The sequence below is a fragment of the Enterobacter vonholyi genome, from assembly GCF_040834095.1.
In the GTDB taxonomy this organism is placed as follows: Bacteria; Pseudomonadota; Gammaproteobacteria; order Enterobacterales; family Enterobacteriaceae; genus Enterobacter; species Enterobacter vonholyi.
Genome location: NZ_CP162152.1, coordinates 70,710 through 84,813, shown reverse-complemented (window position 1 = coordinate 84,813; position 14,104 = coordinate 70,710). Strand labels below are relative to the sequence as shown.

15 protein-coding genes and 1 tRNA gene are annotated in these 14,104 nt (G+C 53.1%); 10 read left to right on the top strand and 6 right to left on the bottom strand.

The window, feature by feature from the left end:
* Window positions 1-269: 269 nt before the first annotated feature.
* Window positions 270-364 (top strand) — tRNA-Sec (locus AB3N39_RS00385).
* A 162-nt stretch (window positions 365-526) separates the two neighbouring features.
* Window positions 527-1,555: a hypothetical protein gene (locus AB3N39_RS00380; RefSeq protein ID WP_143344472.1), complete on the top strand. Its 1,029-nt coding sequence runs from the start codon at window positions 527-529 to the stop codon at window positions 1,553-1,555.
* A gap of 61 nt (window positions 1,556-1,616) precedes the next feature.
* Here the strand turns inward: AB3N39_RS00380 and AB3N39_RS00375 are convergent, their stop codons facing one another.
* Window positions 1,617-1,799, bottom strand: a complete 183-nt coding sequence (locus AB3N39_RS00375; RefSeq protein WP_127729074.1) for a YlcI/YnfO family protein — start codon at window positions 1,797-1,799, stop codon at window positions 1,617-1,619.
* Between the two features lie 116 nt (window positions 1,800-1,915).
* Here AB3N39_RS00375 and AB3N39_RS00370 point away from each other — a divergent pair, with 116 nt between their 5' ends.
* Both AB3N39_RS00370 and rhuM read left to right on the top strand, forming a co-directional pair.
* Complete coding sequence (locus AB3N39_RS00370) at window positions 1,916-2,257, top strand: SymE family type I addiction module toxin (RefSeq protein ID WP_143344471.1); 342 nt, start codon at window positions 1,916-1,918, stop codon at window positions 2,255-2,257.
* Between the two features lie 61 nt (window positions 2,258-2,318).
* Window positions 2,319-3,356, top strand: a complete 1,038-nt coding sequence (gene rhuM / locus AB3N39_RS00365) for a virulence RhuM family protein (RefSeq protein WP_143344470.1) — start codon at window positions 2,319-2,321, stop codon at window positions 3,354-3,356.
* On the opposite strand, the gene AB3N39_RS00360 is transcribed toward rhuM, so the two are convergent.
* The 5 genes from AB3N39_RS00360 to AB3N39_RS00340 form a co-directional block, all read right to left on the bottom strand.
* Complete coding sequence (locus tag AB3N39_RS00360) at window positions 3,346-3,801, bottom strand: acetyltransferase (protein WP_143344469.1); 456 nt, start codon at window positions 3,799-3,801, stop codon at window positions 3,346-3,348. The two genes, rhuM and AB3N39_RS00360, sit on opposite strands and share 11 nt — an antisense overlap.
* 103 nt (window positions 3,802-3,904) lie before the next feature.
* The gene (locus tag AB3N39_RS00355) at window positions 3,905-4,903 is read right to left on the bottom strand and encodes a class I SAM-dependent methyltransferase (protein WP_367896993.1); all 999 of its coding nucleotides are present in this window, start codon (window positions 4,901-4,903) and stop codon (window positions 3,905-3,907) included.
* A gap of 85 nt (window positions 4,904-4,988) precedes the next feature.
* Complete coding sequence (locus tag AB3N39_RS00350; RefSeq protein ID WP_367897320.1) at window positions 4,989-5,927, bottom strand: GlxA family transcriptional regulator; 939 nt, start codon at window positions 5,925-5,927, stop codon at window positions 4,989-4,991.
* Window positions 5,928-6,116: 189 nt separating this feature from the next.
* A complete protein-coding gene (locus AB3N39_RS00345) occupies window positions 6,117-6,596 on the bottom strand; it encodes a hypothetical protein (RefSeq protein WP_127729066.1) in 480 nt (159 codons plus the stop codon).
* A 1-nt stretch (window position 6,597) separates the two neighbouring features.
* A complete protein-coding gene (locus AB3N39_RS00340; protein WP_127729064.1) occupies window positions 6,598-7,359 on the bottom strand; it encodes a winged helix-turn-helix domain-containing protein in 762 nt (253 codons plus the stop codon).
* A gap of 706 nt (window positions 7,360-8,065) precedes the next feature.
* On the opposite strand from AB3N39_RS00340, the gene AB3N39_RS00335 reads away from it, so the two are divergent.
* The 6 genes from AB3N39_RS00335 to AB3N39_RS00310 are packed head-to-tail and all read left to right on the top strand — an operon-like array spanning window position 8,066 to window position 14,102.
* Window positions 8,066-8,668: a LuxR C-terminal-related transcriptional regulator gene (locus tag AB3N39_RS00335; RefSeq protein WP_143344467.1), complete on the top strand. Its 603-nt coding sequence runs from the start codon at window positions 8,066-8,068 to the stop codon at window positions 8,666-8,668.
* Between the two features lie 53 nt (window positions 8,669-8,721).
* Window positions 8,722-9,306, top strand: a complete 585-nt coding sequence (locus AB3N39_RS00330) for a fimbrial protein (protein ID WP_115876728.1) — start codon at window positions 8,722-8,724, stop codon at window positions 9,304-9,306.
* A 53-nt stretch (window positions 9,307-9,359) separates the two neighbouring features.
* The gene (locus AB3N39_RS00325; RefSeq protein WP_115876729.1) at window positions 9,360-10,037 is read left to right on the top strand and encodes a molecular chaperone; all 678 of its coding nucleotides are present in this window, start codon (window positions 9,360-9,362) and stop codon (window positions 10,035-10,037) included.
* A 20-nt stretch (window positions 10,038-10,057) separates the two neighbouring features.
* Window positions 10,058-12,583, top strand: a complete 2,526-nt coding sequence (locus AB3N39_RS00320; protein WP_367896992.1) for a fimbria/pilus outer membrane usher protein — start codon at window positions 10,058-10,060, stop codon at window positions 12,581-12,583.
* A complete protein-coding gene (locus AB3N39_RS00315; RefSeq protein ID WP_111964279.1) occupies window positions 12,574-13,092 on the top strand; it encodes a fimbrial protein in 519 nt (172 codons plus the stop codon). The genes AB3N39_RS00320 and AB3N39_RS00315 overlap by 10 nt, the downstream gene beginning before the upstream one ends.
* Window positions 13,092-14,102 (top strand): fimbrial protein, encoded by a 1,011-nt coding sequence (locus AB3N39_RS00310; protein ID WP_367897319.1) that lies wholly within the window; start codon window positions 13,092-13,094, stop codon window positions 14,100-14,102. Before AB3N39_RS00315 ends, AB3N39_RS00310 begins: the two co-directional genes overlap by 1 nt.
* Window positions 14,103-14,104 lie beyond the last annotated feature (2 nt).

Sequence of the window (14,104 nt, the reverse complement as noted above, 5' to 3'; positions counted from 1 at the left end):
GTAGGGGGCGCTGAGACCGGTTACAGAGTTTTAAACCATTGTTTCAGGAGCGGGTATTGCGTTTTCTGGTTAGCAGATTACGTTTCTTGTTTTTTGTGATCGCGGTAAATGTCGAAGAGCACAAAAGGCTAACCTGAGGATTTTCTTAGGAATTAACTGAAACAGGGGTGTACAGGTCAAAAGAGAGGTGAAAAAAGTGTGTCGGGGTATGTGGTAAATGCCTGAAAGTAGCTATAATGCGCCCCGCCTCCATGTAGCAATCGAGGCGCGGAAGATCGTCATCTCCGGTGAGGTGGCTGGACTTCAAATCCAGTTGGGGACGCCAGCGTTCCCGGGCAGGTTCGACTCCTGTGATCTTCCGCCAAAAATTAAGCTTCTTAGTAAGGTATCTTACAAATATATTCGCCCTTCATTTAGCCTTTCTTGGTAAAGATATATTATATAAATTCATTGAATGTGAGTGCAATACAATGTCGCACTGTGTATTATATAATCTGTTCATCATTCAATTTAAGAGGGAATAAGAGTGGAAATCACTAAGTTACAAACAATAAATGACTACCAACTTTTTTTGGAACAAATGTATGGAAATGCGAATGAAAGCAAGGATCCAGACTATATATATTCATTTCTTGTAAGAAAGGTATCCTTTCTTTCACGAGCAATTCTTCGCGATGGTGAGTTTGAAAAAAGCTTCATTCAAAGCTTATCTTGGTTATTCACTTTGGCATCAAAGTTTGATATTAATTTAAATGAAGCATTTTATAAAAAATTTCCTGATGCATGTCCCTATTGCCTTAAATCTACATGTGAGTGCGTCCAAACACATAAACAACCAGCAGGAAATTTAGCAGCATATGCAGCAAGGCACGAATTGAATGAGAAATTCCTTTCACTTCAAAACACTCATACCTTAAACAGAAGATTAATTGATAAAGCAGTAAGTAATATTAACGACATCTACCCCTCAAACGGTGCAGTTTGGAAAATATTTGGCAGTTTCTACCATTTTTCAAGGATTTTTGAAGAATTAGGCGAAACGCAGGAAGCTTATTCTGCAGTTATAAAAAACAGTGGGAATATCTCTAATTTGGCAGAGGAAATTGCAGATGTAGCAGCTTGGATTTTCTCTGCATGGGGAATCAAATGTCCGAAAAGAAGCTTAGGTGATGCATTTAAAGATTACTATTTAGACGGTTGCCCAGTCTGCAAGAAAAATATCTGTGAATGTGAATCCTACTCTGGCAGGTCAGAATCCATGGCTACAGGAAAAGATCTTGAAAACATAAAGAGCCAACTTACCGAATTATCCACACTGCTAGTGGATAAATCTTCAGAAATTAACGAATTAGTAAAATCAATTGACGATGCCATGGAGGCTAACACCACTCTTGATGCCAAGAGAGCAGTTACCCAGGCTGATGGATTTTTGAAGAGGACGCAGTCTGCAATTGAATCAGGCGCAACAACTGCAGAAAATACAGCCAAAATAGCAACAGCACTTACGACAATAATAGGGTTCATTGATAAAATCAAAGACGGATGGCTTAATTAGCACGTCAATAGGCTGATGAATATTGTTCATCAGCCCCCTATTTAATTCAAGCGCTCAAGATTTATAATTTAATTTTTTCATTTAATCTTAGCCAAAATGCCTCTTTCACCCACTTACTAAAATTCCCTTTCCCCGCCGCCTTTTCAATCTTTTCTAAAAGCTCATCCTCGAACCGGATGTTCTTCATCGTGCTTTTGGTACGGTCAAAATTTGGTTTCTTTTTCTCTTGCGTGGTAGGTACCACTTCGGTTGGCTTATCTGCATGTGGTACTTACCACATGGATTTGAAAATCTAGCAACGCCTAGCAGGGTTGAAGCATTAAAGAGCGTCTAACCTCACCAACTATCAAGGAGTTGATTATGGCTGATTCGCATTCTACCCCAGACACCGACCAATCCGGAACCGAGCGTTCGTTAATTGTGGGATACCGCCCGAATGTTTTCGACAAATCCACGCCGAAAATCATCCTTTCCGGCAAGTGGCTACGCGCGGCGGGTTTTGATACCGGACAGCAGGTCACGATAAAAGTCATGAAGGGATGCATCGTTTTGGTGGCGTATAACGAGCAGGAGCAGAGGTTGCAGGATGATTATAAACGGACGAAAGCAAAGCTTATTGAGATAGAGAACGCGCTTGCAGCGATCCAAACTCCACGTCCTGGAAAGCGCCTCGCAAAATCAAATACAAACTACCTGGCTTAGCGGCTGTTTCTGGCATACTAAGTGCCTGGTGCGTTAATCGTTGAGGATGTGGAGGGGAGACATGGCAGATAAAGACGTAATCCAATCTCCAGCAGGCGAATTTATTATGTTTGCCAGCGGTGACGGAAGAGTTCGTGTCGAATGTCGCTTCGAATCAGACACGATCTGGTTATCCCAGGCAGCAATGGCCGATCTGTACGGTAAAGATGTTCGAACTATCAACGAGCATCTGATGAATATATTTTCTGATGGCGAAATTGATCAAAATTCAACTATCCGGAAATTCCGGTTAGTTCGTCAGGAAGGAAAACGTCAGGTTTCCAGAGAGATAGAGCACTACAATCTAGAAGCAATACTAGCTGTCGGCTACCGGGTGCGCTCGTCTCGAGGCATCCAGTTCCGACAATGGGCCACCCAAACGCTGCAGGAATATCTGGTAAAAGGCTTCGTTATGGATGACGAGCGCCTGAAAAACCCGCCTGTCGGATCTTCCGCCGTACCTGACTATTTCGACGAAATGCTGGAACGCATTCGCGATATCCGGGCCAGCGAACGCCGGGTCTATCTTCGCGTGAGGGAGATTTTCGCATTAGCCGCTGACTATCAGCCGTCGCTCAAAGAGACGACGGTATTCTTTCAGACCATCCAGAATAAACTGCATTTTGCCTGCACGGGCCACACCGCTGCTGAGTTGATTCACCATCGCGCCGATGCAACTCAACCGCATATGGGGCTGACAAGCTATAAAGGCGAAGAAGTCCGTAAAAGCGATGTCACCACTGCAAAAAATTATCTGTCTCAGGATGAGGTGAGCGAACTTAATCGCGTCGTTAATATGTGGCTCGATTTTGCCGAAGATCAGGCCAAACGCCGGAAGCAGGTATTTTTACGAGACTGGCAAACCAAGCTCGATCAGTTCCTGCAATTCAATGACCGGGACGTTTTAGAAGGGGCAGGCAAAATCAGCAAGAAAGCGGCTGATGAAAAGGCGTGCTCAGAATACATTGAGTTTGAAAAAAAGCAGCGCCTGCTGAAAGAAGCCGAAGGTGAGAAAGATATCGTCGGCTTATTAAAATGGGATAAACAGGCTAAGCGCTAATTCCGGTATTCCTGCTCAGCTTCATATGCAGCAGCGGAAACGGATTCCCCTGCCCGTCCAGTTCAGAGCGTCCGACCTGCTCAAACCCCATATGGCGATAAAATCCCACGCCCTGCGGATTCTGCTCATTCACGTCCACCTCGTTCGCGCCGAACGCTGCGATGGCGTGCTGTAGCAGCAATTTCCCGACGCCCTTCCCGCGGCTCGCGTCGTCAACAAACAGCATTTCAATGCGGTTTTCATCCACGCCTAAAAAGCCGTGAATAACGCCTGTTTCATCACGGGCAATGAAAACGTTGAGGTTAGGCAGATAGGCGTTAAGCAATAACGGACGCAGCGCCGCAATATCGCTTTCCTGTAAAAAGTGATGGGTGGCGCGGACGGAGGATTCCCAGATCGCGACCAGACGTTCGAAGTGTGAGGGGAGTGCGGTTTCTATTTTCATGGGGCGGATCATGTGCGGTTTAGGACGTTAATTCAAGTCACTCCGTGCGCCCTGTTCCCTCCTCACCCTAACCCTCTCCCTCAGGGAGAGGGAACAGATCGCGCTAACCCCTAATCTCCATCACCGCGTACACCCCATCCTTCGGCACGACCACGGTGACGTTATCCACCGGCACGCCTGCCGCGAGGTGGATGTCCTGCAGTTGCTGCAGCGTCCTCGGGTGAATATCCTCCCAGCCGATACCCCGCAGCACAAAGTCAATGTGCGGGCTGCTGGTGAGCATGTTCGACACAATCACCGCCCCGCCGGGCTTAACCAGCCGCAGCGCGCGCTGGAGAAAAATCACCGCGTCGGTATCGTTGAAGTATTCAAATATCCCCAGCGCGTCGACCAGTTCGGCCTGATGCTCGCCCAGCTCCAGCAGCAGGTCTTCGTTACGCACCAGCGTATGGAGCAGGTTGCGCCTGAGCAGGGTCAGCTGTTCGCCCACCACAATCCCTTCCTGCGCCGCCATGGTTTCGGCCCAGCTGAGCGCCACCGGGTCTTTGTCCACCAGCGTGAGATACACCCGCTGGCCGTCGAGCTTTGCTTCGCGCAGCGCCTCCAGCACCGGGATGGCGGCACCGCTCGCCAGGCTGACCCAGTTATTCTCGCTTTCATTATGAATGTACTTATCCACCAGCGCGGCCAGCACCCGGGCGCGGGAACGCACGCCAATCGCATCGTTAGCGTGGATAAACCACTGGCGGCTGTCGCTGTCCATTTTCGTGCCGTCGGGCAGGCGGTCCTCCAGCGGATTTTGCACCACAAACAGCGCCAGCGCGGAGGGCACCAGCCGGGTTCGCCACGCAGTGAGCGCCGGACGGTTACGGAAGGCCTGTTCGGAATAGCGGTTCTGGGGAACCAGCACGGCCTGCCCCCCTTCGTCGTATTCCACCCGCGGCGGCCGAAGTGCCGGCTCCGCTTTCAAGGCGCGGTCAAGGGAGGCGATCTCGCGGGCAGCATCGTCTTTCATCGGCCACTGGTCGCTGACGTCGGGAAATGACGCGCTGAAAATCGTCATATTTTCCGGTGCATCGCCGCGAAAAGGCTGCCAGTTCATGTCGTCATCCCTCCGTTAGGCTTTTAACGGAAGTCTATCCAGGCGAGCCAGTAATACCCTACGAAGAAAGCACGAAATAGGTGCATCAGTTCTGCGACGTGCGCCATACCCCCGGCGTGCAGCCGTACTCGCTCTGAAAATGACGAATAAAGTGGGCGCAGTCGCTAAACCGCATCCGTCGCGCGATATCCGTAACGCTTTGCTGAGAGTTTTTCAGCAGCCAGCAGGCATAGCGCAGCCTGGCGCTGCGAATAAACTCCCGCGCCGTTTTGCCAAACTCGGCGTGAAACAGGCGATTAAGCTGACGTTCGCTCAGCTTAACGTCCTGCGCGAGCCTGGCGGCGTTCAGCGGGTGAGTCAGATACTGTTCGACGATCGTCACCGCCCTGCGCAGGCGCGAATCAGGGATCATGGCGATATTCGCGGGCCGCGGCGTGGCGGCATCATGCGGAGGAAGGGACAGCCGCCGGGAGGTGGTGGCCGCAATGTCGTCTCCCCCGAGGGCGCGGATCAGCGCCGTTATCAGGGTGAGCGTTGAGATCCCCCCCGGGCAGGTCAGCACATCGCCTTCGTCGATAAAATCGAGGCTTTGCTCAGCATAAACCTGCGGAAAACGTTGCGTGAAAACGTCATGGTGATGCGGATGAATCGAGGCGCGGCGCTCGTTCAGTAAGCCTTCCTCCGCCAGAATAAAGCTGCCGGTACCAATACCAATCAGGGGAACGTTGTTGTGATGAGCATCCGTGAGAAACGCTCTGTCGCCACGGTGTCCCAGGTGAAGATGAGCAAGACTTCCGCCGATCGCCGCAATATAGTCGAAGTCGCCGGGCGGCGCATGGGCGGCCTCGGGCCGCACGCTGAGCCCTGAGCTGCTCACTACCGGTAAGTCGGGGTAAGTGCTTATCAGGCTGAGTTTAAAGCGTATTTTCTGGCTACGCTTCTGGACGCTGGAAGCAATACGTAACGCCTCTATCAATCCTGAATATGCGAAAAGCGAGAAATGAGGCCACAGGAGTAACCCCATATGCAGGGATTTTTTCCGCGCAGGCGTCATTCTGACGCTATCATAAATTATATTTTTCATTAACTTGCCGAAGAATAATTACATTATCGCAACATTGTTGTTGCTGTTATATTTTCCTAAGATAGGTCCTGGCTGTTAAATCAAACATAAATGATGGTTGCAAAAACTTAAAAACATTTCTCCCTGTCGCTATCCGTTTTTTGACGTGTGGCACACATAGGTCGGCAGCGTTCCCAGAATAAATAAATAATTCTCATTCTGCTGTTTCTTAATACGCATATAAATATTCTTATTCGGATAGATAAAAAATAAGGGCTCGTACTTCTCCAGCCAGCTGTCGCTGATGTTGTCGTCCGGAAATTTCATATTGCGTATGGACGTCAGATTATAGACGCTGTCTTTGCGCTCAATCTGAAAGAAAACTTTGCGATTCAGGGTCTTCGTAGGATCGCTTTTCAACCGGCCATTCATGCTGAGTATTCCGCTGTTACCCTCCACGGTGTAATTCAGCCACAGAGAGAGCGTCTCATCACGGTGATGCTGAATAAAGTTCGCCTGGCAGGAAAAGGGCTTGATGTAATGGCGATGCAAGAGGTAATACGTCGCCACGACAGCCCCTATCAGCAGGCACAGGCAGAGCACAACAAGCGTTTGACGGTAGCGAACCATACTAGCGATCCTCTATAAAATAATCGGACATACAGCGGTTGGGTTCCGTCATCGGTCTGTCACAGCGAATGACCGATGCACGGGGCAGCAGGATGTAACCGCTGACGTACACCCAGGGATAGTTCGCGCACTGGTCCTTAAACGGGGCGGCATAGGCCAGGGCTTTATCCCTGTCGCGCTGCGTTTCAATATCGCGAGAAAAATAGAGCTGACACTCGCCCATCTTCATCGCGAAGCGGTACCCGTCTACGAAATAGCTGTCATGCAGCAGGTTATGGCTGATAACGCTCACGCCAGCCAGCATCAGCAATAGCACCAGCGCGCCCGACAGCCAGAAGCGGTTTCTTGAGACCGTCGGGGCGACGGTCTCTTCGTAGACATCCGGAGCAGCACATTCTTCCTCTTCAGCCTGCGGCTGCATCTCTTTAATAGTGATTTGCGTATCGCTTGCGAGCGTCAGCCCTATGCGCGGGATAGTGACAATTGGATCGGTTTCGAAACCCACCTTCTTCAGACCTTTGCGCAGAATAGAAATGTTCTGGTAATAGGTATTAGGCGAAACCAGCATCCCCCGGCGCTGCCAGACAATATCCATGCACTCCTGTTGAGTCACAATACTTCCGACTCTTTCTATTAATAACAACAAACAGCGGCCCGCCGGGGAATTTAATACCACCACCCGGTCAGGATTGTTGAGATCGCGTAATGTGCTGGCGGCTGGGTGAAACTCTACCAGGCCATTAATAATGTAATGCTTATGCATAGAATAGGCTAAATACCTCCGGTCAACGCCTGTTGCTCCAGTAGATTCCCTTCACGGTTAACCTGCGTATCCCTCGCCTGTGTAAGGCTTAATGTGACGGATAATTGCGCAACTGTATATCCTGGCACCTGGCGAAAAATCTTATTTTTCCTTTCTCTTTATCTGACCGGTCTGAAGTTTTCTTAACCGCCATTTAAAGCCGTCTTGACACTGACAAAACTCGACAAAGGCGCCCGTTGAACGCTTTAGCCATTGTTGTCTGAATTATTCAGCGTGCTTAATTTGTTTTTTTGATAAAAAGCAGAGGGGACGCTCTCTGCCAGCGGGTTTCGAAATTACAACCAGTTCGAAAGCTGTCGTCTTAATTAACAATTTCGCCACGAAACTGTTAGCTACCGTCAGTAACTACCCTCATCACATGACGTCAGCAGACTATTTCCTTACAAAACATTTATTAAAGCTAACTTTTCAATAAAAACTACCGGTATGATTATTTACAGGCAGATAAGCAAAAGCCGGTTTAGCGAGGAGAAATTGACGCCACACCTAAACTGTACTTAAAACAAATTAAGATTAATTCAGGTTACCTATTTAACGCCCTGAGTATAGTGGGCTCACACCGTGCAATGCTTAATTGCTTCGAAAATACAGGCATCGCTCTGCCCGACAGAGGAGTCTCATTACAATTATAAATCGAGGGAATGACATGGCGAATAAACTCAACAACACACGTCATTTAAATATCGCGCTATTGGGTGGAGATCACTTTGCGCGTCAGGGGATCGCCGCGTTATTAAAAAATATCACCCCGACCATGCAGATAACAGCATCGTTCGATAATTATGCGGAGATCGAAACAATACTCGCGGCCGCACCGGTAGACTTAATTTTTTTATCCGGTACGGAGAAATATCACGCGGGATATGATTGCCTGAAATATATCAGGAAGATGAAAGTCCTCTATCCCGACGTACTTATTTGCATGTATTCCGCACCGGCAAATTCCTGGCTGTGGATACGCGGTGAAATAGACGCCTATATCTCGCTACAGGACCCGCTTTATCACTGGCGAGCCAGCGTATTAAAAATGGTCGATAGCCGTTATCGCCCAATAAAAAAACCCACGGCGTTATCGCTGACGCCGGGTGAATGGAGGGTATTGAAGGAACTACGAAAGGGTCTGGATATGCGTTACATCGCCGAAACAGAGCAGCTTTCTTACCGTCGTGTCAGCGCGTTAAAAAGCTCAGCGATAAGAAAACTAGGGCTCAGGAACAAGACAGATTTGCTGGTCTTTTTAACCAGTTAGACCTGCTGCTTTCAGAGCAAATCTCGACATAACACCATAATGGAATCAGGACAATGAAAGCTCAATTCAATAATAAAACGCTGCTTGCGATCGCTATTGCGGCAGTACTGCCAGTGGGCTCGGTGCTGGCTGCCGGCACCAGCGGCGGCACGGTGAACTTTAGCGGCAAAGTGGTGACCTCCGCCTGCGCCATCAGCGCAGGAAGCGCCAACATTGACGTGGATATGGGTGAAGTGCGGACCGCAACGCTGAAGACGGCAGGCAGTGAAGCCAGCACGGCAAAAGCGTTTGCCATCACCCTGGAAGATTGTGAAATCGCCGATACCTCAGCCTCAACGGCAGAGAACCCGATTGCTGCGACCACAGTGGCCGTCACCTTCACCGGTACGCCGGACGGTTCCGATGTCAATAGCTTGTCCGTCGGTGCAAACGGCAGCGCCAACTCTGCGCAAAACGTGGCTATTCGCCTTTATGACGAGCAAGGCAACGTGGTGAAGCTGGGTGAACCGGCATCGGCCATCCCTCTGCGTAAGGGTGCCAACACACTGAACTTCAGCGCGAAATATTACTCGCCGAAGGGCGGCGCCACCGCGGGCGATGCTAGCGCCGTCGCGACTTACACCGTGACCTATTCGTAATCTTCAGGCCCGGTCTGCGAGCCGGGCCTGTCTTAGCTTTCAGGAGAAACACTATGCGCGTAAATACATGGATTTGCCTGGCGGGCGCGTTATGTTCATCCGCCGTCTATGCCGGTGGCGTGGGATTGGGCGCAACGCGAATGGTCTACTCCAGCGCCACCAGCCAGGCCATGATGCAGGTGAGAAACACCCATCCCGAGGCCACGTTCCTCATCCAGTCCTGGATGGAGAATGAGAAAGGCGAACGCACCAACGACTTCGTGATCACGCCACCGCTGTACGTCATGAAACCGGCCAGCGAAAGCGCGGTAAAAATCATGTTTAACGGCAAAGCCCTGCCAGAGGATCGGGAGACGCTCTACTGGATGACCGTCAAAGCCATCCCCCAGCAGGCTAAAAGCGGCTCCGGGAACACGCTGCAGTTTGCGTCGGCTAACCGCATCAAGGTCTTTTATCGCCCAGAAGGACTCAGTGAGAGCCCGGCAGAGGCATGGAAAAAACTGGCCGGTGTCTACCGTGCCGGAAAGGTTACGCTCAGCAACCCCACGCCGTACTACCTCACCACCATCAACGTGAAAATTGACGGCATGCCGGTGCAGCCGGTGATGGTGCCCCCGAAAGGCAGCGTGACGCTGGCCGAAACCTTCAGCCATGCGGGCAGCATGAGCTATCAGACCATTAACGATTACGGGGCATGGACTCCCGCCACGCGCGCGTCGTTATCCCAATAAAAAAAGTAAGGCGTGACCACGTGAAAATAAAAATCCTGTGCGCCACGGTGATCTCCCTGGTGATTCGGCAAGCCGTGGCTGCTGAAAGCGAGCTGCAATTTAACCCCGCATTCCTCAACGGCGAGAGCGCGAACAGCGCCGATCTCGCCTGGGTCAACGCCGGGAGCGCGTTGCCGCCGGGTGATTACAACCTCAACGTGTATATCAATACCAACTACGTGTTCACAGGTAACGTCACGTTCCGCCTTGCTGAAGACAGTACGGGTGAAGCACTGCCCTGCCTCACGCCCGAGCAATTCGACGCGCTGGGCATCGATAGCCATCAGGCGAAGGGCGGAGTGCTGCCGCTGGCGCAACGCTGCATCGTCTTAACGAAGGCGTTTGCGGATACGCAGTTTGATCTGGACCAGAAGACGCTCACCCTGAGCTTCACCGTACCGCAAAGTGCGATGCGCAATTTGCCGCGCGGATATGTCAGCCCGGAAAGCTGGGAGGCGGGCATTCCTGCCGCGTGGCTGAATTACGTGGTCAATGGTTCGAATAATGAATATCGCGGCGAGACGCGCACACGGGAACAGCAGCTATTTGCAAGCCTCAACAGCGGCGTCAACCTGGGCGCGTGGCGGCTGCGTGATTTCACCACGTGGACCAAAGACAGCAATGAACTTGCCCACGTGCAGACCTGGCTGCAGCGCGATATTCACGCCCTGCGCGCGCAGGTGTACGCCGGGGAAACGTACACCTCGGCGCAGGTTTTCGACTCCGTGGGCCTGCGCGGTATCGCCCTGAAAACCGATGACAACATGCTGCCCGCCAGCCTCAGCGGCTATGCTCCTGAAGTCCGGGGCATTGCGCGCAGCAACGCCACGGTCACGGTTCGCCAGAACGGCAACATCATCTATCAAACCTCCGTTCCGCCGGGGGCGTTCGTGCTGAAAGATCTCTACCCGACCTCCTCGGGAGGCGATCTGGCGGTCACCATTCAGGAGAACGACGGCAGCAAAACGCAATACACGCTTCCCTTTGCCAGCGTGCCGAACCTGGTGCGTAACGGACAGGTGAAATATGCCCTGGGCGCCGGGAAATACCGTCCGACGGGCAATCAGGACGCGCCCTCTTTCGCGCAGGGCGAGCTGTTCTACGGCTGGCGATACGGCCTGACGTTTTACGGTGGGGCGCAGTTTGCCGATCGCTATAACGGCCTGGCCCTCGGGTTTGGGCAAAACCTCGGCCGCTTTGGCGCCTACTCCATCGACCTGACCCACGCCCGCAGCCAGCTGGCGGACGATCGGCAATATACCGGTGATTCGGTGCGCCTGCGCTACAGCAAGCTGCTGAACGACATTGGCACGCGGGTTAACTTCTTCTCGCTGCGCTACTCCACGAAAGGGTTTTATACCCTCAGCGACACCACGTACAAAGGCATGTCGGGCGGATCGCCAAAGCAGACGGTGGAAGACGATGGCACCGTCACCACCCAATACGACACTGTGTACAACCTGCGCATGTCGCGTAAGGCAAAAAACCAGCTGCTGCTGTCGCAGCCGATGGGAGAATACGGCTCGCTGTCACTGTCGTGGGATCAGCAGACCTACTGGAACACATCAAATACCACGCAAAGCCTGCAGTTTGCGTGGAACGCCACGTTTCGTAACGTGTCCCTTGGCGTCAGCGTCCAGCGAAGCTCGAGCCTGTATGACGACAAGAAAGATAACATCCTGTCGATGTCGATTTCGGTCCCGCTGGGCAACCCGACGCTGTCAACCCGCGCGCGCTTTACCACGACCCATGCGGACTCCACTGGCACCACCACCAGCACGGGCGTGAGCGGCTACCTGCCGGGTGAGGAGAATCTGTTCTATAGCGTCAACCAGCGCTACAGCGCGCAGCAGCACTACGGCGGCGATGCCACCCTGCAGTACGAAGGCGCGTGGGGAGACTACAACCTGGGCTACAGCTACGCCAGCGACTCCCGCAACCTCAGCTACGGCATCAGCGGCGGCGCGGTAGTGCATGAAGATGGCCTGACGCTGAGCCAGCCGCTCGGGAACACCAACATTCTGGTGAAAGCCCCGGGGGCAAGCAACGTCGCCGTGCTTAACCATAAGGGCATCAAAACGGACAGCCGTGGCTACGCGGTGATCCCGTACGCCACGCCGTACCGCGTTAACCAGGTCGCGCTGGACGTGACGACCGCTGGCAACGACGTGGAGCTGGAAAACGCCATCGCCAACAAAACGCCTACCGATGGCGCCCTGGTTCGCGCCACCTTCGCTACGCACCAGGGGGCAAAAGCGATGTTTATCGTGCGTCACGGCAACGACGTACTCCCCTTCGGCACGCTGGTCTCGCTCGATGATGACAAAACCAGCGGCATCGTCGGCGATGGCGGCAGCCTGTATCTCTCCGGTTTGTCAGAGAAGGGCACGCTGAACGCCGTGTGGGGTCGCGGCAACCGCCAGCGCTGCGCCGTTACCTATGCCTTAAACAAGCAGAACTATAGCGCCCGCACCGGTCTTTATTCTCAGGAGGTGGTATGTCAGTAACGCTTCGGATCGGCTGCATTGCGCTGCTGCTGGTTTTCACGCTCCCCGTTCGCGGCTACGACGTGCTGGTCTCCGTCACCGGCAATTTGATCGGCAACACCTGCGTGGTGGCGCAGGACTCCGGGGAGCAGAACGTGCCGCTGGGCACTATTGGTATTAAACAGTTCAGCCGTGCCGGGGCCGTCAGCAATATCAAAACGCCCTTCACGCTCAGGCTTGAAGCGTGCGGGCCAACCTTTGCTGGCGTAAAAATTCGCTTCAGCGGAACGCCGGATGATGCCAACCCGCAGCTGCTGAAAATTGCCGACGGTGGCGCTACCGGCGTGGCGGTGCAAATCCTCGATAAAGAGAGCGTACTCATTCCCCTGAATACAAAGACCACCGCATACGGAACCGCGGGGGATGACAGCGTACAGATGACCTTCTACGCGCAGCTGGTTGCCACCGCTACGCCGGTGAGCGCCGGTGATGTGTCAGCCCTCGCCACCTGGACAACGGAGTATCTATGATGCGTTTAGCGTTTCTTCTCAGCGGATTACTTTTCTGCGCCAGCGTACAGGCGCTGGACTGGAAATCGGATATTACGCTCTCCCCTCAGCCGATGACCTACAGCGGGCCAGCGGACTCCGTGGTGCCGGGCAGCATTATCGGCTCAACCTGGAGCGCCACCGCCAGCGTGCAGCAGGTGTTCTGGTGCGGGCTTATTTTTACCTGCAACAAAGGCACGCTGCAGCCCAGCAGCAGCGCCATCTCAAGCGGTGCGACGGTCACCGTCGACGGCGCGAATTACACCATTTTTGAGACCGGCGTACCGGGCGTGGGATATATCATCGGGCTGAAGGATTTTAAGAGTACACAATATATTCCCCTGCAGACCGGTATCACGCAAAGCTACCCGGCAGAGGGCACCAGTGGGTTTGCCCAGGATCTGGGATGGTCAGCAAAGGTCACCTTTATTAAAACCGGTGCCGCCCTTAAATCCGGCGTCTATCAGATCCCGACCATCAACGCCGCGGTGCTCACCGCCTATAACAACGAGACAAAAACGGCGCAGGTGATTATCAGCCCGACCACCATCACGGTGACCGCCAGCGGGTGTACGGTCGGCAGCAAAAACGCCAGCGTGGCGCTGGGCACCATTGATATTCGCACCCTGCCCACGGTGGGAAGCACGTCGCCATCGGGGACGTTTAACGTCGGCCTGACCTGCGACGCGAACGTGGCGGTTCACGCGGTGATGACCGATCAGACCACGCCGTCGAACACCTCGTCGGTGGTGACGCTAACCGGAGACTCCACGGCGTCCGGCGTTGGGGTGCAGTTTTTCTACAACGGCAGCGGGCCGCTGATGATGGGGCCGGACAGCTCGGCCGCGGGTGCGACCGGCCAGTTCTTTATCCAGAGTACCACGGCGGCACAAACGCTCACGTTACCGTTCCAGGCGCGGTACATCCGAACCGGTGAACTGGTCCCCGGCTCGGCCAACGCGCTGGCCAGCATTACGTTTTCCTACCAGTAGGG